The following is a 23778-nucleotide window of genomic DNA, read 5'->3' as shown; positions in this document are numbered from 1 at the left end:
GGTAGGTATAGCCATGACTGCAGAAAGAGCGATCGCACAAGACCTCGAAGCTGAGGTGAGACAGGAACAGGAACATGATGAGGCAGGCAACAGCAAGTTTGGTCTGATTGCCTTCCTGCTATCAGAAAGCGTCATTTTTATCAGCTTCTTTGTGGGCTACGTTGTCTACAAAACGACGATAACTGACTGGTACCCGTCAGGCGTTACTGGGTTAGAAACCCGTGAGCCTGCCATTAATACGGTCATCTTAGTCTCTAGCAGTTTTGTCATTTATGTAGCCGAGCGATACCTGCATGACAAGAAGCTGTGGGGGTTTCGCCTGTTTCTGCTAACGACAATAGCGATGGGCGCTTACTTCCTCTACGGGCAGGCCGTGGAGTGGAGCGGTTTACCCTTTGGTTTTACGGATGGCGTTTTTGGCGGTACCTTCTACCTGCTGACCGGATTTCACGGGCTGCACGTGCTTACGGGTTTGATTTTGCAGGGGATAATGCTGTCCCGCTCATTCGTTCCTGGCAACTACGACAACGGCTATTTCGGCGTAGAAGCAACTTCTCTGTTCTGGCACTTTGTTGATGTGATTTGGATTGTTCTGTACGTCCTAATTTACGTTTGGCAGTAGGGAGAAGGCAGCAATTTTTGTAGGTTGGGTCAAGCAAAGCGTGATCCAACAAATCACTAAAAACCTTATTTCTAGCTGTTTATGCTAATCATTAACCCTATCCATCAACGGGAGAATCAGCATGATTGTTGATGACCAGCACTACGATGTCATTATTATCGGGACGGGTGCAGGCGGTGGAACGTTAGCCCGAAAGTTGGCCCCTACCGGTAAGAAGATCTTGATTTTGGAACGGGGCGAATTTCTAGCTAAAGAAAGTTCGGAACTCGAAGATATAGAAGTCTTTAAAAAAGAGCAATATCACGCGCCCGAGCAGTGGTACGACCGCAACGGCGAACCCTTTTCTCCTCAAACTAGCTACTCGGTTGGGGGCAACACCAAAGTCTACAGCGGTGCCCTCCTACGAATGCGCGATCGCGACTTTGAAGAGGTCCAGCACCAGAACGGCATTTCTCCGGCCTGGCCTTTGAGGTATCAGGATTTTGAGCCTTACTATAGCGAGGCGGAGCAGCTTTACCAAGTCCACGGCAAAGCGGGCGACGACCCCACCGAACCACCTCATAGTCAAGACTTTCCCTTTCCAGAGGTGGCCCACGAACCTCATGTTCAGCAGGTCTGCGACCTTCTCTCCAAGCAGGGTCTAAATCCGGCTTATTTGCCTTTGGGGCTAGGCGATCAAGGCAGAACCGATTCAGAGGATTCGGGCACCACCCCAGCCGTAAATCATGCCAATGTTACGCTCAAAACGGGGGCTAAGGTAGTTTCCCTACACACCAATCCTTCTGGATCAGAAGTTAAGGCGGTGCAGGCTGAAATTGGCGATCAGGCTTACCTGTTTTTGGGGCACATTGTTGTTTTGGCCTGCGGGGCGATTAATTCGGCGGCGCTGCTGTTGCGATCGCAAAACGAAAAGCACCCCAAGGGTCTGGCGAACGGGTCTGACCTGGTAGGCCGCAACCTAATGAAGCAGCAGATCACGGTGATGGTACAGATCAGTGCTTCGACCCTACCGGGCTCTTATCAAAGAACGGCGTACATTAACGACTTTTACTGGGGCGATGAAAACTTCGACTACCCAATGGGCCACATTCAGAACGGGGGCGGCATTCTGCAGGACGTGATTTTTGCTGAGTCTCCCCCAGTTTTCTCTGGTCTAGCCAAGGTGCTGCCTGGCTTTGGGCTGCGGCAGCTAGCAACTCGCTCTATCTCCTGGTGGCTGCAGACCGAGGACCTGCCCGATCCCAACAATCGAGTCAGATTGGCAGGTGAAAAGCTGCACCTAGACTACGAGCCCAACAACTTCGAAGCCCATGACCGGTTGGTGTACCGCTGGATCGATGTGCTGAAGGCTGTAGAATCAGCGGCCTCCTCTGCTTTTAACCGCAGCACCCACCCTCGCAGCACCATGCCTATCCAGGTAGTGGCCCACCAGTGCGGCACCTGTCGCTTTGGCGAAGATGCGGCCACTTCAGTACTGGATATCAACTGCCGCACCCACGAGATTGACAATCTATATCTGGTAGACAGCAGCTTTTTCCCTTCCAGCTCAAGCATCAGCCCCGGTCTGACAGTGATTGCCAATGCTCTGCGTGTCGGTGACCACCTGATCCAGCGCTTGCAGGGTTAGCTTCCTGAAGTTGACGCCCTTCAAGCTACTGGCCGTACCAGGCTTGCTGCCACTGCTGCATCTGCTCAATCTCGGCCTGCTGCGAAGCAATGATCTCCTGTGCTAGGGCCTGGATTTCTGGACGCTCAGACTTTTGTAGGGCGTCTTGCGCCATGACCACAGCGCCCTCATGGTGCGGAATCATGGCATTAATGAAGCGCAAATCAAACTCTGTATCGGCCTCTCCCAGGTCCATGTTCATGCGCATGGCGCTGACCTGCTCCGGCGACATCGGCATCATGTGCTTTGCTGAAGCGTGCCAGGCCATCGGCGTGTTGGCTACCTGAGGATACCAGGCCTGTCGCCACTGCTGCATTTGACTGATTTCTTGAGCTTGGGCATCAATAATCTCAGTGGCCAATTCTCTCAGTTCAGGGCGTTGAGAGTTTTCTAGGACGGCCCTAGCCATTTCTACCGCGCCTTCATGGTGCGGAATCATGGCATCAATGAAGCGCAAATCATAGTCGGCATCGGCTGGCCCCAGATCCATCGAGCTGTGATCCATCGAGCCGTGATCCATCTGGCCTCCATGATCCATGTGGCCTCCGTGATCCATCTGACCTATAGCAGTATCCGTGCGGGAGGGTTCGCCACAGGCGGAAGACAGCGTTGCGATCGCAACCGCACCCAGCACCAAACCTAAAGCATTGAGAGAACGAGACACCATAAAGCTCATCTAGTTAACTACTTTCCCTTCAGCTCATAGCTACTATAAAGTCTCTAGTGAGCTGGAGGGTCAAGGGAATACCATGAAGAAGCAAACACCCTTACCTAGCCAAAGCTGCGGTAAAGGACAATCGCTACTGAAACCTGTCCGGCTGCATCTGCTCAATCAGCGAATCAGGCTGTCCCGATACCCACTGGGCAAACCGGACAGCGATCGGCGGCAGTAGAGCAAAGGGACTGCTAAAGCCTGAAAACAAATGCAGCCCGGTCATTTTAGAAACAGGGCCAACCAGCGGCAGGCCATCCCGGCAGAAGGGCACTCGGCAGCGCTGCCAGGTACCAGGGACATCTTTGAGCACAGGAATTTTCTGGGTAATAGTGGCGCGCATTACCCGTTCGCTCTCCAGGGCATCCACCGCCGGCTCAGGGGCTGTCAGGGCACGGCTAATCTGACCAATTCGCAGAGAGCCATCTTGAAACTGAATCACGCCACTATCAAGAATGGCAGGGGCAATTTCATGACCCGGCTCATCCCAGAGAGAATCGGTTTCGGGAGCGCTGGCCTCAGCTTCCATCTGAAAGCGCTTGGTCTCGGCAGGCATGACGAGGGCCTGAATGCGAAAAGGAACAGGCGGTGTTTCAATCAGTTCGGCCTGAGTGTAGTAGAGCGGCACTGAAAGACCCGCTGCTTGCAGCAGGGCTCGGCTCTCCCCCCCTGCAGCAATGGCAACCTGTTGGGCGGCATAGGCTTGCTCTGCGGTCGTCACCCCAGTCACCCGATCTTTGATCCGCACCAGACCTGTCACGGGCGCAATGATCAACGTCCCCCCTAACCGAGCAAAAGCCCGGTTATAAGCAGCAACTAGAGCCTGGGGATTGACATGGCCATGGCGCACGGTCAAAGCGCCAGCTATAGCAGTCGGATCAAGCTGAGGTTCAATCTGGCAGGCTTCCTCGGGAGTGATGTAGCGGGGTGGCGTCTCAAATTGCGTGTAAGCTGCCAGGATCTTGGCAGGATCTGTTCCCTCCCCATCGTCCCCTGCCAAAATTGTTAGCAGCAAATCCAGTTCTCTCAGCTCAATATTGGCCTCTAGCTCCTCCGACAGGCTGCCATAGCGCACTATTCCTTCCTGGCAGAGTTGCCGGGTCAGCTCAGTGGTGCCCGACCAGTGGGGGATGCCCCCGTAGCTGAAGCGAGTGGCGCTGCTAGGCTCTAGGGCCTGATCCAGCAGCAGCACCGAGAACCCCTGTTTCGTCAATTCATAGCTCAACGCTGCTCCAGCTAGACCATTGCCGACCACGATCCAGTCAAAGGTTTGCATTTAGATTCCTTAAAGTTGCAGAGTAAGGGCACAAAAATGCCCTTACAAAATAATGCAGCCTTTAAGGATGAATCTGACCTAAGATCACGCGCAGGCGGTCATAGTCGTCTTTAAGCAGCACGCTCAGGGTGCGTCCGGCCTGCACTAACCAATCCCGATCGAGTTTGCGGAGCTGATAACAGTGGCGGATCACGGCTGCTATTAGCCCATCTACCGGAGCCCCCGGCATATCCATCAAAGTGCGAAGAAAATCAAGCTGCTCAGTAAAAGCCATTACCTCATCTGAGTCACAGCGGTACACAGCCTGATGTACCTGAGGCGGGCGAGGCGGCAGATGTTGATAAGCCACCGCGCCCCGTTTAGGCGGTTGAAAGCCGACAATCGCCACCCGAAACTCAGTCTTAAGCATGGCAAAAATCTGCGGCTGCTGCTCTCGCAGGTCATCGAGAGACATCCCCAAGGCCCTAGCCCGGTGCACCGAGTCGATGGGGCTGGTTGTAGCGTGATACACCACCCCATAAATCTGATTGCCCGACTCATCGTCCCAAGACTTAACCCAGCTACCAAACGGCGGCATGACCGGAAAACTGAGGGTGTCTGGCTCCAGGCATTGGGCCAAAAATTCAGTGGTAGCCGTCTCGACAACCTCAGCGATATGATTGGGCTGCTTAGCGTGAGCCGAGAACTGGGGCAAAGGCAGACGCATCGGCGTAACCTCTAACAGGGTGAGTTTGGTGAATACAGCGCTACTTCTTGCGGCGCTTCGAGGTGTCAACGGCTTCTAAGTCTGACATCTGAAAGCTGATCAGCTTGTCCCAGTTGCCGCCTTCAAACAGAACAGCGACTTTGCCATCCGTAATGCGCTGCACCAACCCCTGAAAGCCGTAGTAGGTATCGTCAACATTGGTAATGCGAACCACAGAACCGGGGAAAATCATTGAGATAGCGCTCCTCAAACGACGGGACTTTCTATTTAGTATATTTTCTGAACATCTTTTCTGAGCGATCGCAACAAGTTCGGCAGAGCTGCTCTTTAAGGAATCAGACCCATCTCAGAAGCCATCGTGTCTCCAACCCCTAAAATCTAGGCCCTTTAGAGCTGATCTCCCCTGGGAGAACAGCTGCCTACCAGCGCTGCTAGTCCGTAAACTTGAGTCGACGACGATAGTTAGCGACCGACTCAACAATGCCCAGCGCAATAAAATTCGTCAGCATAGAAGCTCGGCCGTAACTGACCCAGGGCAGCGGAATGCCGGTGATAGGTGCCAGGCCAATAGTCATACCCACATTAACAATCACCTGAAACAAGATCATCGAGAGCACCCCAACGGCCAGCAGAGAGCCAAAGTCGTCCTTGGCGTTCTGGGCAATGATCACCAGGCGCAGGCAAATCAACCAAAATACAACCAGTACTGCTATGGCCCCAATAAAGCCCCACTCTTCCCCAATGGCAGAAAATACAAAGTCCGTGTGCTGCTCAGGAATAAAGCTCAGCTGAGTTTGAGTGCCCTCCCCTAAGCCCCGGCCCCACAACTCCCCAGCCCCAATAGCAATGCGTGACTGAATCAGGTGATAACCGCCACCCAGCGGATCTTTATCCGGGTCTAGAAAAAGGATTAGGCGGTCTTTCTGATAGTCGTGCAGCAGCCCCCAAAACACGTCGCCTACCTTACCTGCAATCAGGTTGACGGCCGTTGCTATCACTGTACTAAACAGACGCCAGGGCAGCGTCATCCAGGCGGTAATGCCCATTGCCAGGCTCCAAAGTAGCCAGACCGGCAAAGAAAAGTGAAACAGCAGCGCAGCCACCAGAGGAGAGCCCATCAGCAACAGCCAACCCAGATTGACATTTGCCCAGTAGAGCATTACCAGGGTAATGGCACCAAATACCAGGGAGGTGCCCAAATCGGGCTGAATGAACACCAGACCCCAGGGCAATGCTACGATTGCCAGGGCCTTGGCAACGCCGAGCAAACTACCAGCTCTAGGGCCGCTCAGTGCTGCTGCCAGGGTGATGATAATGCTGATTTTGGCAAACTCAGAGGGCTGGATATAAAGGTTGCCTACGTTGATCCAACTCTGGGCCCCAGAGCCGATGGTGCCAATAAACATCACCAGAAGGAGCGTAACGTTGGTGACAGCGTAGATGACCCACTGCCACTGAAGCAGATGCTCGTAGCGCAGTCGAGCAATCCATAGCGCCACCAGTATACCGAGAACGCCTAGCCAGCCATGGTTCCAGCTCAGCTCTGGAGTGCCCATGTTGCGCTGAATGCTGCTAATGACTAAGGTGGCAAAGGCTACCAAGGCAACAGGCAGCCCCATCAGGAGCCAGTCTACCCCCTGCCAGCCCTGGAGTAGAAATCGCCAGCGTCTTTGAAAAGTAGAAGAAACTTGAATCATGAAGCTAATGCAGCAACAGAAACTTTAGCGGCAACCTGCTGAGCAATTGCCCGCAGTGCCTGGGCTGAGGCCGAATTGGGAGAGGCCACCACAATCGGCACGCCCTGATCGCCACCCTGGCGTACCGCCATTTCTAAGGGAACGCAGCCCAGCAGGGGAATATCGAGTTCCTGGGCAGTATTTTTGCCGCCACCGGAGCCAAAAATGTCGTACTGCTTGTCAGGCATGTCGGGTGGTATGAAGTAGCTCATGTTTTCCACAATGCCCAAAACTGGCACCTGCAGCTGCTGGAACATGCGTAGACCCCGGCGGGCATCGGCCAGCGCTACCGACTGGGGCGTAGTTACAATCACTGCACCTGCCATTGGCACTGCCTGGGCTAAGGTCAGCTGGGCATCGCCGGTGCCGGGGGGGAGATCGATTATCAGGTAATCTAAATCGCCCCACTCAACCTGGTAGAGAAACTGCCGAATGATGCCATTCAGCATAGGGCCTCGCCAGATTACGGGCTGGTCTCGTTCAATCAAAAAGCCCATAGAGACCATTTTGACCCCGTGGTTAAACACTGGGTTGAGCACCTCGCCCTGACTGCCCTGCCGCACTGACACTTCGGCTTCTGACAGGCCCATCATGATGGGGGCATTTGGGCCGTAAATATCAGCATCAATCAATCCGACTTTGGCTCCGGCCTGGGCCAGCGATACAGCAATGTTGACAGCAACGGTACTTTTGCCAACGCCGCCCTTGCCGCTAGAGACAGCCACAATATTTTTGACTCCAGCAATGCCGGTGCGATCGGGGAGGGCCTTTTGCTGAGGTGTCTCTGCTGTTACTTCGACATCGACTGAAACAACCCCAGGCAGTGTCCGCACTGCTTTTTCGCAGTCTTCAACAATAAATTCACGCAGGGGACAGGCGGGCGTAGTCAGCACCAGGGTGAAGCTCACCTGGCCGCTTGCTATCGCTACATTGCGGATCATATTAAGGTCAACCAGGCTCTTTTGCAGCTCAGGATCCTGGACTGGCTGCAGCACTTCCAGGACAGATTCGACAGATAGGGAATTGCTCATGGTTTGGTTAAGGGCCGAGCCGGACGGAGACGCGGTGTCGTTACTTTACAGAGATTAACTGATCTTAATAGCTCAGGGCCGCCATCGGTTAGCAGGGCGAATCATTAACCTAAATCTGAAACCTAAATCCGAGCTTCACCAGGGCTGGGAACTGGGTTTGCGTTTTCCTAGTGTAGACGTCTGTTCGGCGGCATTGGCTAAGGCTGAGGCGACCCTAGCGGCATAGGGTTTTAACAGGGACCAAGCCAGTGGCGAGAGCCAGCCCCGCAGGGTGACAGAATACGAAATTTGGGTGCCCATGACCGTAGATTTGATTTCGTAGGTAACCCGCTCTTCTAAGCCGGGAACGGGAAACAGGCGAACCGTCAACAGCTCACGAGGCAGCACCCGCTCAACAAAAATACTGACGGGAATGGGGCAAATCCGGGTAAAAGCTCGGTAAATTAGACCTGGCTTGGGACTGAGGCCGTTGGGGGCATTAGTGCTGCTTAGCAGGGGGTGCCAGGAGACATCGGCCAGGTTCATGATAGTTTGCCAGAGCGTATCTACTGACGCCGAACTGACTGTCCAGTAGGATCGATCTAGAGTCCTCTGGTGGCGCAGTCTTGCTAGAAAAGCCCTTGCAGACGTCAAAGGACTGTTTATAGCCCAATCCTGAAACATCGCGGATACCTCCTAATCAAAGGTATTAAACGGGGAGACACGGTTGGCAAAGATAGGATGACAGCAGGGATCACAGACGAAATATTTTAGTAAAGCCTGGCAGGCTAAGTTTGGAAACCTCTAGGGGCTAGTTGTTGTAAAAATTTTTGACTTGCAACATTTGTTCTGAATTCGTTTTAATAGCTGCAATTCGCGATAGTCTGAGAAACGGTTGACCAGTGAGCTTTTGCCCTCCACCGTGAAGTCAAGCACTGTGAGGTCAAACATTGGAAAACCAAACTCATGCAAAACCGAGCTCACCTTGATGTTTTGGATGTTTCTGGGGCTATGCCTGAATCGGCCTTGCGATCGCACCTAATGGGTCCTTACCAATAGCGCTATTGTGTAGATCAATTCGGAGCCTCAACCCAGGGCCTCACTAGAGTGAGAAGCTGCTTCTAGTGTGACACACCCACAAATTCCCTTGGGGCTTCTGTCCTAAATAGCACCTTACGGGCTACAGACAGGAGTAGGGAAATCATCGGAATAGCGGCTGAGCCTCCTTGATGAGTTGAAAAGAGATTCTGAGGCTTTTAAGCCAACTTTTCATCCTTCTTTGGTTACAAACCTCCTCGCGAATCAATTTATGACTAGCTCCTCTGTCTCCCCAGCCACCACCTCCAACCCCGCCACTGCTCCAACTGACTCTCGTGAACGGGTTAGCCAAGGCTTTCAGCAGTTACAGGACAGTATTTGCCGCCAGCTTGAGACGCTAGATGGGGGTGGCACCTTTCAGGAGGACCAGTGGAAACGCCCTGAAGGAGGCGGTGGACGCTCTCGGGTAATCAAGCAGGGAGATGTGTTTGAGCAGGGCGGCGTCAATTTTTCAGAGGTCTGGGGGGAAAACTTGCCGCCCTCGATCCTGGTACAGCGACCCGAAGCGGCAGGCCATGGATTTTACGCCACCGGCACCTCAATGGTGCTCCACCCCCGCAACCCCTATGTACCAACGGTTCACCTCAACTACCGCTACTTTGAGGCAGGCCCAGTCTGGTGGTTTGGTGGCGGCATCGACCTCACCCCCTACTATCCCTTTGAGGAAGATGTGGTACATTTCCACCGCACTCTCAAGGAGACTTGCGATCGCTACCACGACGCCTATTACCCTACCTTCAAGCGTTGGTGCGATGAGTATTTCTATCTCAAACACCGCCAGGAAACGAGAGGCGTCGGCGGCATTTTCTTTGACTATCAGGATGGCCGCGGTGAGCTATATCGCGGGCCTGATGCCGATGGACCAGCAGCACAACACAGTCAGCAGGTGGGCGAATTGCCCCAGCGTGACTGGGAAACGCTGTTTTCCTTTGCCCAAGCCTGTGGCAATGCCTTCATCCCGGCCTACTCCCCCATTGTGGAGAAGCGCAGCAGCACCCAGTACAGTGATCATGAGCGGCAGTTCCAGCTCTATCGGCGGGGCCGCTACGTGGAGTTTAACCTGGTCTACGACCGGGGCACGATTTTTGGGCTACAGACCAATGGTCGTACCGAGTCAATTTTGATGTCGCTGCCGCCCATGGTGCGCTGGGAGTACGGCTATACTCCCGAGCCCGGCACACCTGAGGCCCGGCTGTACGATGTTTTCCTTAAACCTCAAGATTGGGCCAACTGGCCTGCGGCTTAGCCTACAGCTAAGGGTACCCGGCAAACTGTTCTTGATCAATCTAGCTAGCTTTTGCCCAACCAGAGTTTTAACTCTGGTTGGGCAGGTTTACAGGATTTAACCTACTCTGCTCAGTTTGATTCCTACAATTTGAGAAGGAAAGTTAGCAGGGGCTGTTGTGCGGAGCTCGGTTTCTGGGCACCCTATGGACACCTCTGCTGTCTGACGTTGGTTTGCAACTGGTTTTTGCAGAGCTGGCGAGAGCGGTTAAGGTTGGACAAGGGTTTTGTGAGCCAAAAGCCGGAACTTTTTGCCCCGTTTAACTATCGTGAAAGGGGCACCCTGGTGTCCTAGTCGAGGTGGAAGGAAGGAAATGGATCAAAGAACACATACCGCAGAGGATGGCAGAACGGTCATTATCCTGACCCCCACTGGCCGACTGGATATCACCACTGCCTGGCAGTTTCGTCTGAAGCTGCAGGAGTGTATTTCTCGCATTAGCCCCCATGTCGTAGTCAATCTGAGCCAGGTTAATTTCATCGACAGTTCTGGCCTGACCTCCCTAGTTGCTGGGATGCGGGATGCAGATAAGGTCAAAGGTAGCTTCCGAATTTGCAATGTCCATCCTGACGCCAAACTTGTCTTTGAAGTCACCATGATGGACTCGGTGTTTGAGATTTTTGAGACTGAAGCAGAGGCTCTAGGGGCTGCCCCTGGGGTAGCTGGCTAAGGCTGCCCGCCCTCGAAGTCGGCATTTTTAATTAGGCAAAAGGGACCCATAAGAGCTCCCCAGAGCCCTTTGCCTGTACTAGGCTCAATGCCTTTGTCATAAACGCGCAACTCTAGAGTTGCGGCATTGCTGGCTGGGCCGATGGCAAACCCTAGGCTGACGTAGCTAGTATTGCCCGCGTATTCGAAGGAGCAGAGGCTGCCAGCAGGCAGCGCTGCCTTAAAGCTGTACTGGCCCTCTGGAAGCTCCTGCGACTCGATACTCAGGCAGCAGGTGGGCAGCTCCACCAGATCTTCTGGAGTCAGGGGAGCGAGAATTTGTGGTGCGATCGCACCGCCTCTAAATTGAGCCGCATTCTTTAGCCCATAATACTGGCCCTTAATTTGGCTATCGCTTTCGTATAGTCGAAGAATTCGCTGTCGGTAGGGCGGCTGGCCTGAGGCGACGCTCACTTGCTCAACAAAAAAAGTCAGGCTGTTTTCGTGAAACAGTCTGATAGGGCGGTGCCATACTTTGAGATGAACGTACCAAGCAGGCTCTGCCAAAGATTGTGCCCGGTTCTCAAACTCACCCGCCAGATAGCGGCCTAACGTCAGCAGCTTAGAAGATAGGGTTGCCATAATCCATCAGCCTATTGAACAGGCTGATCATAGGCGATTAGGAAACCGACCTACTCAGAGGCTTAGGGAGCAACCCACATCCCCTAGGCAAAGGTAAAACTGCTGGCATCTAGGAGGTGAGCCTCAACGTTGTTGAGAACCGCAATGTCAGTTGAAAAAGCCGCTCCCAAGCTATCCACCTGGTTGACCGTGACTAGGGTGCTGCTGCCCATCTGAGTCAGCTGCACATAAGCTTCAAAGGGATTGAAGTCTGCGGGCAGCGACTCATTGAGTAGACCACCAACCAAGAGCAGATCTTCGCCAATGGTAAAGTCTGTGATTACGTCAGGGCTGCTAACAGAGGCCTCTTTACTGGGGAAGTCAGTACCGGGCACAGTCGATCCAGCGGGAGTTAGCGTCCCCAGGAGCGCATCTGATCCATTTAAGAGAAACGCAAAGACGTCTTGGCCCGTCCAGCCAGTTAGGGTATTGGCACCGCCGCCGCCATAGAGCCAGTCGTTGCCCGCGCCCCCTTCTAGGGAGTCATTGCCCGCGCCGCCGATCAGCACATCGTTGCCGGTACCCCCTAAAAGCGCATCGCCATTGGGGCCTGCTACCAGCAGATCATCCCCGCCTCCGCCTAGCAGCAGGTTAGCCCCGGTTAACCCGTAGATGGCCTCTGCATGGTCAGTCCCTGCTAAGAAGTCTTTGCTGGGGCTGCCCCAATGGGCAACGCTGGGAATCTCGAAACGGGCTCCTATAGGTCCCCAGGGGCCAAACCAGGTATACGCCTGCAGAGTTTCTGTGCCTATGGGCGACCAAAAAGGTTGGGAAACAGTTTCGGTATCGGCTGCGATCGTATCGTCTGCTACACCTTCTAAGGCCTCAGGCGAAGAGAAGATTGGCGCTGGAACAGTTTTTGTATCATCCAATGGATAGGTTGTCGAAGGCTCAAGCACTTCCTTAAAAACCCCCTTCTGTGGGAATAACAAAACCCCAGAAGGATCGCTGAAAAAGCCCACTGATTGGGCAAAAGGATTCTCGTTGCTCATAGTGTCTGACATCAAGATCATTGGCTCTTTACAGGTCGCGCTAAGAACCTTATTACAGATGTAAAAACGTCACCGGCAAGGTGCAGCTTACAGGAAACGCCAGCATCTGAGGATTTCTTAATAGACTTATATAGATCCACCCGGTAACAAGAATAACAATTAATCAATTGAGCCAACAGGCCTACGGGAAATACGGAGTTCTAATTCATTGAAAGTTTATAAACTCCTTTCTATCCTTGAAGTTAGCAGCTGAAGTCCGGTTTGTATGAAAGCCTTGCCTAAGTAATACTTCCTACTACTGGGGACAGAACTTGAGGTAGATATACGGCAACTTGATAAGTAGAGGGTAAAAGAAATGCCCTAAGAAAGAACCCATGCTAAATTTTTCCTCAATACAAAACGCTTAGGGCACTGGCTACAGATTAGGGCTGATCTCGCCAGGCCCTGCTAGATTTATTGCTCAAAATCTATTCAGGCAAACCCCTTAGGTCCAAATGACGATTGGGCCAGGCTGTCAAGGGCGCAGTGAACTGAGAGAGCGACAGCCGATGAATTCGCTCAGACTGCTCCGCCAGGTTTTTCTCTGCGGGGGTGTTGTAGCCCCAGTCGGCTAGAAATAGCTCTACGGTGCTTAAATCGGACTGTTTCTCAACCAGCTCTAGCGCTTTGAGCCGATCTTCGACAAACCAGATGCTGACAGAGGCAGCAGCCCCAATCGGCGGACTATTTTGGATCTGCTGGAGAGTGATGTATTTGGGCTGTTTAACTTCCTTCCCCAGGATTTGCCCTGCGCCTAAGTTCAGGCCCTGCTGACTCAGCAGCTGTTGAATGAAGCGGCCTTCTTTGGTAGAAATGATGATCAGGTAAACGCCAGCTTCCATGAGATGCTGCACTTGAGCAATAACGCCCGGATAAAAGCGGTGTTGGCTGAGCCAATCGTCTAGGTCAGTTTGAATCCACCGATCTCGCACGCTATCGACTGCGGTTGAGGCTGTTTTGCTGTCTAGCCCTGCCTCAGTAATCAGCTGGTGGGCCATGGTGGGCCAGTCTGCAGAAATGGCTTCGCGGCTGAGGCCAGAGCACAGCCCATGGAGCAGAATGGGCATTTCCCAACCCGTTTCGATCACAGGGCGTAGGGCGTAAAAGTCTTCAGCTAAATCTGGGGCAGGCTCTTGAGAGGCGGGCTGAAAGAGCTGACAATAAGCCTGCCAGGCCGATTGAAAATACTCAATCAGCCCATCGCAGATCACCCCATCAAAGTCCAGGGCCAGAATATCGGGAGTAGGCGTCATGGGCTTTGCCTTCAGATTTACTGTAGTTATAAGAATGTAGCTGTAAGCGGGGCATTGCCCTCATTGGCTACACCCCTGGGCAGCCTGCTGCCGGATTAGCTTTTGAACGCTGACTAAGGCCCGATTGAGTTCGGGACCTTTGCGGTGGGGGGCTTCGAGGTATGCCTGCTGCTCTTGCTCCAGCATCACTACATCCTGCTCGACTAGGCCGTCCAGCATTTTCTGAGCAGAGCCAAACAAACGGGTCTTTAGCCAGTGGCGAAACCACTGAGGCTGCTTGTGAAGATTGGGAAAGGCCTGTAGAGATGTGAAGTGAATTAGATAGGCGCGGGTGTGGGTGACGTTTACCGGCGAGAATAGGCAGCAGATCTTGAAGTCTTGGCCCAGGGTTGCCACCCAGTTGGGATAGGCATAGCTGACATCTAGTGGCTCTGGGTGGAGTTGGCGCAGGGCCGGGATGAAGAGCTGGGAGATCGACCAAATTTTGTCAATGCGGTAATAGCTTTGGGCCTGATAGTGGGCATCAACTCGCGCATCGGTAGCGTCTAGGCTCTGCAAGACAGGCTGAGTCCAGGCCTGGTAGTCCTGATGGAGATGGCCGTGATACATATCCATCAGGTTCTCGATGAGAAAGGAATAGTGGGCCTGGACATCGATCATTGAGACAGTAGCGATGTAGTTGAGGTGATCCCATTCTGGCAGGCTGAGGGGCTCGATCTTTTGGGCATCGAGCTGGGCCAGGTCGCCGGGGAAAACCCAGATAAAGCCATCCTGCTCCCGCACCGGATAGGTGCGGAGGGTGCAGCTGGGCAGTTTTTGGTTGGCCTCTAGGTAGGGCACGTGGGAGCAGGCCCCGGCTGCATTGAAATGCCAGCCGTGGTAGGCACAGACAATTTCGCTGCCGTTGACCTGGCCTTGGCTGAGCTTGACCTGGCGGTGAGGACAGCGGTCTTCTAAGGCATGAACTTGGCCGTTGCGATCGCGATATAGCACGATCGGCTGTTGCCACAGGGTTAGGCCCAGGGGATTGGCCTGTAGCTCGCTGCTGCGGGCCAGCACATACCAGTGGTTGGGGCTGATGCCGAGCTGTCGCAGAGGGGTTTGGCCTGTTTCTACATCTGCTTCAGCCTTTGCTACAGGCGAGCTAGAATCGGCTGGACTTGCCTCTGGAACCACCATTGAGATATCCATCACACGCCTCACCAGGAACTAAATTTTTAGCACCCCTTCGGGGTTAACCGACAAGATAGGACGACGTTGAGCGCCTTCCTGCTTCAAGATGGCGTTGGCAGCCAGTAAGCCGCTACTGACCGCCCGCTCCATCAAACCGCAGGGGAAAGGCATTTTCACCCAGTCTCCAGCAAACAGCAGGTTGGGCACCTCCGTTTGGGTTTCCGGGCGATTGGCGAAGCTGCCTGGCGGGAACCCGGCAAAGTTTTTCTGATTAACCAGCTGTCTGTGGAGCACGGTTGCCCCTTTTAGTGCAGGCACAATCTCGTAAAGCTCAGTCTCAAAAGTGCTGAGCAAATCCTGCTGGTTAGGAAACTCCTTTTCCTTATAGCAGTAGGCATGTAGTTCGACAACGCTGCCGCCTGTGCGGTTAGCCCACTCAATGTAATCTTCTTGAATGCGGTGGTAGAGGGTAATGCTGTCAGTGAGCCGATAGCCAGATAGAGAGGTAAACCAGCTATGCTCCCAGTCAAAGTCGCGATCAAACCAGAATCGCCCTACGGCGAAGGGGTCGGCCACCTGGAGCTGATCTACCTGGCTGGCTAAAACTGGTTCAGCAGGCCCATCGGACAGGGAGAACAGATGCTTGATGCCGGGAATGTCGGTGGCCAGCACGTAGTAGTCGGCAGCTAGAGTTTCCCCGGCAGGAGCTGTCCCCCCAGCCTGAGCAGCTACGAGCTGAACCTGGTCGCCCTGGCGTTTGACCACCGTAAACTGGCCCAGGTTTTCGCGGGCTGGCCCAGCTAGAACCTTGCCTTCGGCATCGTAGGCGGCTCCGTGGCAGGGGCAGGCAAATCCAGACTGGGTGGTGGCTACGGTGCGCTGCACACTGCAGCCCTGGTGGGTGCAGGTGAGGGAGAGGGCAGCTGAGGACTGGGGCGCGATCGCAAATACCCGATCGCCTGCGCCAAAGTACTCCATATCCTCGGTGCTGATCAGCGGATTGCGCTCTACCCAAAAAGGCACTGAACTGGTAGCAACGCCACCCTCCTGGTACGTCACCCCCGATAGCTGGTTTTCCTGCCAATGGAGCTGGCTGACGCTTACCCCAGTCAGCACCCGTCCCCCGTTTGCCTCAATGGAAGCCACGATGGGATCAACCAGGCTGCGGCCCATATCCTGACAGGTACCGTTAAAGGCCAGCCCCTCCGGATTGCCAAAGAAGTAGAAGTGGAAGAACTGCATCAGCTCTCCCGCGCTCATCACGTCGGGTGAGTTGAGGCTAGACTTGGCGAAGGGCAAAAAGTAGAGATCGTAAAGACCTCGGGGAAAATCTTCGGCGACCCAGTCGGCAACGGATATATCGTCTAGCCGGTTGTAGGTTTGGGGGGTGCGAAACCCGGTGATTTCGCGAAACACCTGGAGGTGCTTGAGATGGGTGAGATTGATACCCCAGCGCAGGCGATTAGGGGAAGAAATTGCCAGATCGATCACGTTCCAGGGAAAGGCCGAGTGGCTGGGTCGGAAGACCTCAGGCTGGTAACGGTCTTTGTAAACGACCGAGTAGTAGTTGAGAGACTTAAAGTTGCTTTGGATCTCGAGCTCGTTGACCAGACTAAACAGGTTGTAGTACTGCGGGAAGAAGCCGTGGAAGCCATGCTCCATCATGAAGGCATCTTCGCCTACCTGGATCGGCCAGCTGGCAATTTTGCCGCCTAGCTGGGGCGATCGCTCCAGCAGCGTGACAGCGATGCCCCGCTGGCTCAGCTCATAGGCAGCTGCTAATCCGGCTAGCCCGCCGCCGACCACTACTGCTTTTAGCGGGCGAGCGGCGTGGTATGGTAGATCGATCTGGTCTTGCTCAAAAACCGTGGGTTGCGGCTTAGTAAGTCGGGAGTAGCTGAGTAGCCCTGCAAGGCCCCCGACCCCAAAGAGTTTGAGCACGTTGCGGCGAGAGAGAGATTGAGAAACCAACGTTTCTAACGATTGACTCATCGACAAATCAGAGGCTTCATGGGCTGAGAAGATAGGCAGGTTAGACCTGACCTAGGTGTGGGAAGCATTAGGGGTGGAAAAAGGTCGCGGCTCAGGAGACGGTTGCTATTGCAGGGAAGCTGTGTCTAAAGGGTTTCACGGCTAAAAACTTGGCCAGACTCCAGCAATATTGCCATATAAAGCTACAACGTGTTCGATTAATCCTGCGAATTGAGTGCGAACGATGGGAAATTGCCAGGAACCTGCAGGAGATTGATTTCTGCTGCCAGTGAAACAGCTCGTTTTCCCGCCTCCATTAACGGTCTCCAAAAAAATGAATGAACCTGACTGTAATATTAAGGCAGCTTTACAATCTGCACAATTTAGATGAAGTATTTCCGGGAAGTGGCTGCCGTAGCGCTGCGGATATTGACTGAACTGGGGCGGCGGCAGCGCAGCCTGATCTTCTGGGCGATTTTTCCGGTGCTGGTGCTGGTGCTAAACGGCATTATTTTAGAGGGCCGTGCCCAGATTTCGACTGAGCAAGCGTTTACTAATGCTATCCCGGCAACTTTGGTGGGGGCAGCTCTCTTTTTTAGCTGCTTGGGCGGCAGCGTCGCGACGGTGGTAGCAGAGCGAGAGCAGCAGACTTTGAAGCGGCTATTCCTATCGCCTCTCAGCGGAGTTTCCTACTTTCTGGGAATTTTTGTGGCTTACTGCGTGATTGGGCTGGGGCAGACGGTGCTGGTCTATGCGATCGCAGTCGCCCGAGGGGGCTCCTTCGAGGGTTCTATCCCCCTGGGCCTGCTGATCATCCTTCTCAGCATTGCGGCCTACGTCGGGGTGGGCTTTATCCTAGGCACCCAGTTCGCCCGCCGCACCGAAGATATCAATTCCCTGATCGCAGCTTTTGGGGTGCCCCTCTTAATTTTGGGCGGTGCATTTCTGCCTGCAGCCCTATTTCCACAGACTCTGCTGGATTTGGCCCGCTTTAACCCTGTTTATCACATGATTGAGGCCCTGTACGGGGTTTCGGCAGAGGGGGCGACGCTGGGAGACATTGCCAACCACTTCTGGTTTCTGCTGGTTTTTGCCCTGGTTATGGTGGCTGGAGGCTGGGTCGCCTATTACCGAATGCTGCTGGTGGAGCGACGGCTATAAAGTCCAAGAGCAGGGTCAGGGCGTCTCTACTCGGCATAGACCAGCTTGCGGTTCATGCCACCGTCAATGACAACGTTCTGGCCGGTGATAAATTCGGCTTTGTCGGAAAGCAAAAACTCTACCATCGCTGCAATGTCTTCCGGGCGTCCGGCCCGACCGACTGGGTGCTGAGCCTGGTCAACCTCTCTTAGATCAGGCTCTTGGCGCTCACTGGCTTTTTTCCAGTCGCTGACGACAATCCAGCCGGGGCTAATGCAGTTGACCCGCACCGCTGGTCCTAAACTCAAAGCCAGCGCATGGGTCAGAGACACGATGCCGCCCTTAGCTGCTGCATAGGCTTCTTGGTGTGGGTCAGACTGAAATGCTCGCACAGACGCAATATTTACGATGGCCCCCTGGTTCTGGCGTAAGGAGGGTACTGCATGTTTTGCCATGAGAAAGTACCCAGTCAGATTGGTGCCGAGAATCCGGTTCCAGTAATCCAGGCTTAGCGTTTCTACCGGGTCATTGAGGGGGTTGGCGATGCCTGCATTGTTAACCAGCCCATCTAGCCGCTCAAATTTTTCTAGCGTGGCGGCCAAACAGGCTTGAACTGAGGCTTCCTGGGAAGTATCGCACTCAATGAAGGTAACGGCATCTTGGTAGTCGCTGAAGATCTGCAGGCACTCTTCTCCGGCTTCGGCATCGATATCTGCGATCGCAACCCGCCAGCCCCGGATCAGCAGCCACTGCACAATCCCTCGACCGATCCCCTGCGCACCGCCAGTGACCAGCGCCACCTGATTGGGTTTAGCATCCTCCATGTTGCCTCCTGCCTAGTTAAACTGCCCCCATTCTCGATGCAGGCTTGCCAGGGCGCATCTTTCTTTCAAGCGTTTCTTTTAGAAGGAAGTTTTAGAAAAAGATCGGATGACGCCCTGAGAGCAGGGGTCAGCCGTTAGCGAGACAAACTGCCCAGACTGAGCGGCACCAGCGTTCCTTGGGGGGTCAGCCCCAACAACATCGGTTCCTGGGGCTGAATTAGCGTGCCGGTCAGGGCACAGAGTTCCTGTCGTTCGGCTTTGGCTTCAAAACTGGCCCGAATCTCATCTTGGGTGATTTGGGGCTGATAGTCCCCCGAGGATTGCTCTACGTATTGCCACAACACGTCCCGTATCAACGCCTGATAGCCGCGATTACCTGACAGCAGCTTCAGCTTCTCCTTCAGGTCACGCTCCAGACGGATGCTGGTGACTTCCATTTCACTGGTTGATACACGAGACAGGGTTGGCATACGAAGGCGCACCTCCAAAACGACACAGGTAGATTAAAGCGGTTATGAAACAAGCAGGCTGGGTCAGCAACCACTCATGAACCGCTAACAATAGTCTAGACACTTTCATGCTACACCTGTAGTATTGACATAGGAAATTCACGTTAGTCAACCAGCTTTTTGGCTGTACTGCTCAAGGAGACCTGCTGTGAGAAGATTTCTACCCACCGGACTGCAAGTGATGACCTCCCTCTGCGGCGGCATCGGCCTGATGGGTGCGATCGCAGGTCTCCTATCCACCTATCGCGGCTTTAAGTACAACCTGTTTAACCAATTTGGCGGGGGAGATCTGTCCGCCGATTGGTACGGGCGACATAGGCGAAGCGAGCAGTGCAGTTCTTCTTCTGTACTTCAGCTGGGTTAACCCGACTCTTTTAAGGTTTATCCAGCCCTCGCTTCTCCCAACCGGGAAGCGGGGGTTTGTGTGCTGTATTTTCCCCTATCGCCAAGCTCACGCTCCCCGCCGGTTTGCGCCTTACGCATTCCTCTGTTTGGTTTTTGGCACTCTCAGCACCTTCGGATTTTCAAGACTTCACCATGCTGAAGATTACATACACAGATACCGGGCTTATCCTAGAGCAGGTTGCCCAAACCGTTGAAGCCCTCGTGGCACAGCGAATGCTGTTGACCCTGCGCTTAGGGCAGTCGATTGCAGTGCAGCCGACCTATGCCTCCTTGCCCCTACCGGCGGATCTGCCGGGAATGGCCTACCTGCAGCAGCTATCGCGGCAGACAGAAGCAATTGCCATTGACCGCTGCGACAGCGAGAGTGACGACCTGTCCTGCAGCTGGTTAGAAGTCACCATACATGGGGTTTGGATCGCAGAGTCTGCCAGCAGCGACGAGGGCATCTTTGTCACCGAACTCGAGAAGTCTCTGGAGCAGCAGCTCATGGCCCTCTGGCAGCAGGCCCAGCGCCGCTACGCGTCAGCCCGGCGAGTCCCCAAGGTCTGCTAATTCTGAGCAGCTTCTCTTTGGCAGACCCTGGCTAAGCCGATCCTACATAAGAGAGGCGAGATGAGACTCGTGCTCTACCTCAAATACGTGGGAGTAGAGGTTAGCCAAAATTTGCTTACCCTCCTGGGTCAGCTGTAGATAGCGCACGGCATCTTGGATAAACGGGTAGGCCGTTTTCCAATAGAACTTAGGGTAGTTCAGCCGCAGATCCTCTGGGTTGCGGTAGCCCAATTGTTGGTTAACCCCAGTTTCTTCAAATTCGTAGAACAGGGAGGGAATTTTTTGCAGGTAGCGGGGGTCGGCTAGCTGACCAATCAAATCTGCCGCCCGCACCAGTCCCGGATAGCGCACGGTGTCCTGGTGATCGCTGTCGCTGGGCACCGGAAAACGAGTGAGCTCAATATTTTGCTTCACTACCTCGGCATTGATCAGGTAGTGTCCGCCAAAACGCTCTTCCACAAAGAGCTTGCCCCGGTCTACGTGGTAGGGGGTTAACCCAGCATCGGTTGCCCCCGCCGCTAGAGAAACGGTTTCGTTGTCTCGACCCGTAGCAAAGGTATTTTTGGGAATGCTGTCTTGGCGGCAGACGCCTCGAATGTAGCCAATGTCGTGGCACACCAGAGAAATCATAAAGTGGAGCCAGTCTTCGCAAGACACTCCCCCCTCGCGGATGTGCCTGCCGCGCAAAATCTCTTGGCCTACCAAGGTGACATATATAGTGTGCTCAACATTGTGGTAGAGCGCATTGCCGTTGGCGATGTTTTCTAGCCCCATGCTGCCAACCCAAGCGATGATGTCGGCGTAGTCGGGCTTGAGACCGCCATAGGTAGACGAGTAGCCCTCCCGCAGAGCTTCTACAAAGGAATTAATCAGAATTTTGTTGGGATTCAACATAGCGCACCTGAGTCAGGAGAAGGATGGTAGCAGCTAGCAGATCCAAGACTAGACAAAATATAGGGGCAGTCCCTGAGTCTAGAGTCTGAGCAGGTCTAGCAGTTTTAGAAAAACAGCTCTATTTCAAACAGCGCTGCTCGATTTCCTTGGGCTAATGCCCGTTTAAGCAGGAGGATTCTAGATGTCTAGGTAGCCGTATTCATTACGAGTTTGAATAATTTGATCATAGCATTGAACGATCGTTCCAAGTCTGCTATGACAAGGGCAGCAACTCTATTCTTATGCCACAAGTTTTCCTATGCCGCGACAAAAGGCGTTTGATCAAGAAGCTGTGCTAGAAAAAGCAATGCAGGTCTTCTGGCAGAAGGGGTACGAGGCAACTTCCGTCCAGGATCTGGTAGAGGCTATGGGCATTAACCGGGGCAGCCTCTACGATACTTTTTGCGATAAGCGACAGCTGTTTTTAAGTGCGATCGCACATTACAGCAACACCTTCATTCAGCAGGCCGTTGACCGGCTGCAGGCTCCTGGTGCGGCTCGCCAAGCCATCGCTGACTACTTTGAGAGCATAGTGCTGTGTATTGAAAACGCTTCCCCGTGCCAGGGCTGTCTCATGACCAACACAATTATTGAGTTCAGTCCTCACGACCCAGAAGTCGCTAGCTATCTAAAGCAAACCCTCTTAAAGCTAGAGGACGCTTTTTACAGCGCTTTGGTGCGGGCCAAAGATCGAGGTGAGATCCCCAGCGACGCCCAACTCAGAACCCTGTCCCGCTATCTGACCGCTAGTGTGCAGGGCCTCCAGGTCATCTCCAAGGTAGATCCCGACCCTCACAGCCTGCGTGATATTGTCAAGGCAATCTTGACCGTGCTGAGCTAGCCCTCATCTACCTGTGCCCTACCCGCTCAAGCCTCATACTGCCTTTCGTGCTTCAGACATTGCTGTCTTTTTAGCGGGGATAGCACTGCTGTTTTTTCTCTGGTTTGGCATGCATCTTCTGGCCATGCGGCTGGCTGAAGGCAGCCTTCAGCGTCCCTACGGCTGCCTTCCTAGAGATATTGCTTGCGTTGACCAGCACCGACAGAAAATGACCTCCAGAATCTGGCTAGCCTACCTAGTCGTGGCCCCACCGATAGCGGGTCTAACCGCCTGTCATATTTCCCGACAAGAGCGCCGTTCGCAAAAGCGTCGGCACAAATAAAGGCAGTGTGAAATTACGCTGCTTCTCAGAATTTTCTCAGACAAAACTTGAACGTTTGTTCCAAAATAGAAATTAGAGCTTGTGCAAATTGACAAGCCCAGCCTGAGATAATAGTTAATTTAATGCGGGCAAAGAATTTGAGTTTAGCCCGCTAGGGCAATGCTACCTTCACCGCCAACTTACCAAAGGAGAAAACCCCTAATGGCTGATGATGCAAAATACCTGACCCTGACCTCAGAAAATTTTGAAGCTGAGGTGCTACAAAGTGACGTTCCTGTTCTCGTTGACTTTTGGGCAGCCTGGTGTGGCCCCTGCCGCATCATGAACCCCATTATTGAAGAGATGGCCGCTGAGTTTGCAGGCCAAGCTAAGATTGCCAAGGTCAATGTAGACGAAAACGATGATCTAGCCCTGCAATATCACGTCATGGCTATCCCAACCCTGATTTTCTTCAGCCGAGGAGAGCGGGTAGATACGATCGCAGGGGTTTTATCCAAAGCCGATCTGGTTGCTAAGCTCAATAGCCTAATTACCGCAAACGTAACCGCTTAAGCCAAGGCAGGGGGGCATCGCTTCGATATTTCCCCTGCCCTGATTTGGACTGACCTATTGCTCTAGCTTGAGCGCTTTCAGCCAGCCCACTCCCTACGTCGCCCTAATATTTGGGATAACTCTGCTTTGAGAAAAACTCTCAGAGCGGTAAAAACCCTAGACTGGGCAGTTGTTTCAGCAGTACAGCACAAAAACCCATGATTGACCTCTATACGTTTACCACTCCCAATGGCCGCAAGCCTGCCATTTTGCTTGAAGAAGTTGGGCTGCCCTATACCGTCCACAAAATTGATATCTCCAAGGGAGAACAATTTGAACCAGATTTTGCCGCTATCAGCCCCAACGGCAAAATCCCGGCTATTGTAGACCAGGAAACAGGCGTAACCCTCTTTGAATCAGGTGCAATCTTGATCTACCTGGCCGAGAAAACAGGGAAACTGCTGCCTCAAGACCTGCAGGGACGACATCAGGTGATCCAGTGGCTGATGTTTCAAATGGCCGGTGTCGGCCCTATGTTTGGTCAGCTAGGGCATTTTCGTCGATCTGCTCCCGAAACGATTGACTATGCCATTAATCGCTATGAAAAAGAAACCCTCCGCCTGCTGGGAGTGATGGAAAAGCAGCTGACAGATCACCCGTTTCTAGCGGGCGACTACTCCATCGCAGACATTGCCACCTATCCGTGGGTCGCTGCCTACGATCACCTAGGCATCTCCCTAGAAACCTTTCCTCAAGTTCAAAAATGGACAACTACCCTGGCTGAGCGGCCTGCCGTACAAAAAGGCATGGCTGTTTTGCAGCCCAATGTTGCCTAAATCAAAACGTGCGAAAG

26 protein-coding genes are annotated in these 23778 nt (G+C 53.6%); 11 read left to right on the top strand and 15 right to left on the bottom strand.

Features of this window, described 5'->3' with window-relative positions; all coding sequences use genetic code 11:
• Positions 1 to 13: 13 nt before the first annotated feature.
• A complete protein-coding gene (locus H6G13_RS10310) occupies positions 14 to 622 on the top strand; it encodes a heme-copper oxidase subunit III (protein ID WP_190483120.1) in 609 nt (202 codons plus the stop codon).
• A gap of 121 nt (positions 623 to 743) precedes the next feature.
• The gene (locus tag H6G13_RS10305; RefSeq protein ID WP_190483119.1) at positions 744 to 2249 is read left to right on the top strand and encodes a GMC family oxidoreductase; all 1506 of its coding nucleotides are present in this window, start codon (positions 744 to 746) and stop codon (positions 2247 to 2249) included.
• Between the two features lie 25 nt (positions 2250 to 2274).
• On the opposite strand, the gene H6G13_RS10300 is transcribed toward H6G13_RS10305, so the two are convergent.
• From H6G13_RS10300 to H6G13_RS10270, 7 genes are all read right to left on the bottom strand, one after another.
• Entirely contained in the window at positions 2275 to 2955 is a 681-nt protein-coding gene (locus H6G13_RS10300) for a DUF305 domain-containing protein (RefSeq protein ID WP_190483118.1), read from the bottom strand.
• Positions 2956 to 3088: 133 nt separating this feature from the next.
• A complete protein-coding gene (locus H6G13_RS10295; protein WP_190483117.1) occupies positions 3089 to 4276 on the bottom strand; it encodes an FAD-binding oxidoreductase in 1188 nt (395 codons plus the stop codon).
• A gap of 61 nt (positions 4277 to 4337) precedes the next feature.
• Positions 4338 to 4982, bottom strand: a complete 645-nt coding sequence (locus tag H6G13_RS10290) for an HAS-barrel domain-containing protein (RefSeq protein ID WP_190483116.1) — start codon at positions 4980 to 4982, stop codon at positions 4338 to 4340.
• Positions 4983 to 5022: 40 nt separating this feature from the next.
• Entirely contained in the window at positions 5023 to 5214 is a 192-nt protein-coding gene (locus tag H6G13_RS10285; RefSeq protein ID WP_190483115.1) for an NAD(P)H dehydrogenase subunit NdhS, read from the bottom strand.
• Between the two features lie 199 nt (positions 5215 to 5413).
• Positions 5414 to 6679, bottom strand: coding sequence for a rod shape-determining protein RodA (gene rodA / locus H6G13_RS10280; protein WP_190483114.1), 1266 nt, complete (start codon positions 6677 to 6679; stop codon positions 5414 to 5416).
• Positions 6676 to 7749 carry an Mrp/NBP35 family ATP-binding protein gene (locus tag H6G13_RS10275; RefSeq protein ID WP_190483113.1) on the bottom strand — a complete coding sequence of 358 codons (1074 nt, stop codon included), beginning with the start codon at positions 7747 to 7749 and terminating at the stop codon, positions 6676 to 6678. The genes rodA and H6G13_RS10275 overlap by 4 nt, the downstream gene beginning before the upstream one ends.
• 135 nt (positions 7750 to 7884) lie before the next feature.
• Complete coding sequence (locus tag H6G13_RS10270; RefSeq protein WP_347277458.1) at positions 7885 to 8412, bottom strand: SRPBCC family protein; 528 nt, start codon at positions 8410 to 8412, stop codon at positions 7885 to 7887.
• A gap of 625 nt (positions 8413 to 9037) precedes the next feature.
• Here H6G13_RS10270 and hemF point away from each other — a divergent pair.
• On the top strand, positions 9038 to 10072 hold the full coding sequence (gene hemF / locus H6G13_RS10265) for an oxygen-dependent coproporphyrinogen oxidase (RefSeq protein WP_190483111.1): 1035 nt from the start codon (positions 9038 to 9040) through the stop codon (positions 10070 to 10072).
• Between the two features lie 352 nt (positions 10073 to 10424).
• On the top strand, positions 10425 to 10781 hold the full coding sequence (locus H6G13_RS10260; protein ID WP_190483110.1) for an STAS domain-containing protein: 357 nt from the start codon (positions 10425 to 10427) through the stop codon (positions 10779 to 10781).
• On the opposite strand, the gene H6G13_RS10255 is transcribed toward H6G13_RS10260, so the two are convergent.
• From H6G13_RS10255 to H6G13_RS10235, 5 genes are all read right to left on the bottom strand, one after another.
• The gene (locus H6G13_RS10255; RefSeq protein ID WP_190483109.1) at positions 10778 to 11401 is read right to left on the bottom strand and encodes a chromophore lyase CpcT/CpeT; all 624 of its coding nucleotides are present in this window, start codon (positions 11399 to 11401) and stop codon (positions 10778 to 10780) included. The genes H6G13_RS10260 and H6G13_RS10255 overlap by 4 nt on opposite strands.
• Before the next feature lie 83 nt (positions 11402 to 11484).
• Positions 11485 to 12312, bottom strand: a complete 828-nt coding sequence (locus H6G13_RS29105) for a type I secretion C-terminal target domain-containing protein (RefSeq protein ID WP_277882502.1) — start codon at positions 12310 to 12312, stop codon at positions 11485 to 11487.
• A 587-nt stretch (positions 12313 to 12899) separates the two neighbouring features.
• Positions 12900 to 13724, bottom strand: coding sequence for an HAD family hydrolase (locus H6G13_RS10245; RefSeq protein ID WP_190483107.1), 825 nt, complete (start codon positions 13722 to 13724; stop codon positions 12900 to 12902).
• A 60-nt stretch (positions 13725 to 13784) separates the two neighbouring features.
• Positions 13785 to 14915 (bottom strand): aromatic ring-hydroxylating dioxygenase subunit alpha, encoded by a 1131-nt coding sequence (locus tag H6G13_RS10240; protein ID WP_242028251.1) that lies wholly within the window; start codon positions 14913 to 14915, stop codon positions 13785 to 13787.
• Positions 14916 to 14933: 18 nt separating this feature from the next.
• A complete protein-coding gene (locus tag H6G13_RS10235) occupies positions 14934 to 16889 on the bottom strand; it encodes an FAD-dependent oxidoreductase (protein ID WP_190483106.1) in 1956 nt (651 codons plus the stop codon).
• A 366-nt stretch (positions 16890 to 17255) separates the two neighbouring features.
• Between H6G13_RS10235 and H6G13_RS10230 the strand changes: the two genes are divergently transcribed.
• Positions 17256 to 18029, top strand: a complete 774-nt coding sequence (locus H6G13_RS10230) for an ABC transporter permease (RefSeq protein WP_190483105.1) — start codon at positions 17256 to 17258, stop codon at positions 18027 to 18029.
• A gap of 26 nt (positions 18030 to 18055) precedes the next feature.
• Here H6G13_RS10230 and H6G13_RS10225 read toward each other — a convergent pair whose 3' ends face one another.
• Together H6G13_RS10225 and H6G13_RS10220 are read right to left on the bottom strand one after the other, a co-directional pair.
• Positions 18056 to 18832, bottom strand: a complete 777-nt coding sequence (locus H6G13_RS10225) for an SDR family oxidoreductase (protein ID WP_190483104.1) — start codon at positions 18830 to 18832, stop codon at positions 18056 to 18058.
• Between the two features lie 134 nt (positions 18833 to 18966).
• Complete coding sequence (locus H6G13_RS10220) at positions 18967 to 19302, bottom strand: hypothetical protein (RefSeq protein WP_190483103.1); 336 nt, start codon at positions 19300 to 19302, stop codon at positions 18967 to 18969.
• A 187-nt stretch (positions 19303 to 19489) separates the two neighbouring features.
• Between H6G13_RS10220 and H6G13_RS10215 the strand changes: the two genes are divergently transcribed.
• Together H6G13_RS10215 and H6G13_RS10210 are read left to right on the top strand one after the other, a co-directional pair.
• Complete coding sequence (locus tag H6G13_RS10215; RefSeq protein ID WP_190483102.1) at positions 19490 to 19705, top strand: hypothetical protein; 216 nt, start codon at positions 19490 to 19492, stop codon at positions 19703 to 19705.
• Between the two features lie 173 nt (positions 19706 to 19878).
• A complete protein-coding gene (locus H6G13_RS10210) occupies positions 19879 to 20298 on the top strand; it encodes an alr0857 family protein (RefSeq protein ID WP_190483101.1) in 420 nt (139 codons plus the stop codon).
• A 42-nt stretch (positions 20299 to 20340) separates the two neighbouring features.
• Here H6G13_RS10210 and H6G13_RS10205 read toward each other — a convergent pair whose 3' ends face one another.
• Positions 20341 to 21192, bottom strand: coding sequence for an Npun_R2479 family HD domain-containing metalloprotein (locus tag H6G13_RS10205; protein WP_190483100.1), 852 nt, complete (start codon positions 21190 to 21192; stop codon positions 20341 to 20343).
• A gap of 298 nt (positions 21193 to 21490) precedes the next feature.
• Here H6G13_RS10205 and H6G13_RS10200 point away from each other — a divergent pair, with 298 nt between their 5' ends.
• From H6G13_RS10200 to H6G13_RS10185, 4 genes are all read left to right on the top strand, one after another.
• A complete protein-coding gene (locus tag H6G13_RS10200; protein WP_190483099.1) occupies positions 21491 to 22072 on the top strand; it encodes a TetR/AcrR family transcriptional regulator in 582 nt (193 codons plus the stop codon).
• Positions 22073 to 22085: 13 nt separating this feature from the next.
• Positions 22086 to 22394, top strand: coding sequence for a hypothetical protein (locus tag H6G13_RS10195; protein WP_190483098.1), 309 nt, complete (start codon positions 22086 to 22088; stop codon positions 22392 to 22394).
• A gap of 201 nt (positions 22395 to 22595) precedes the next feature.
• Positions 22596 to 22946: a thioredoxin gene (gene trxA, locus H6G13_RS10190; RefSeq protein ID WP_190483097.1), complete on the top strand. Its 351-nt coding sequence runs from the start codon at positions 22596 to 22598 to the stop codon at positions 22944 to 22946.
• 197 nt (positions 22947 to 23143) lie between these two features.
• Positions 23144 to 23761: a glutathione S-transferase N-terminal domain-containing protein gene (locus H6G13_RS10185; protein ID WP_190483096.1), complete on the top strand. Its 618-nt coding sequence runs from the start codon at positions 23144 to 23146 to the stop codon at positions 23759 to 23761.
• The last annotated feature ends 17 nt before the right edge of the window (positions 23762 to 23778 follow it).

The organism is Pseudanabaena sp. FACHB-2040, from assembly GCF_014696715.1.
Taxonomy (GTDB): domain Bacteria; phylum Cyanobacteriota; class Cyanobacteriia; order Phormidesmidales; family Phormidesmidaceae; genus JACVSF01.
Note: the sequence above shows the minus strand (reverse complement) of the source record. Positions and strands in the feature narration are given on the sequence as shown.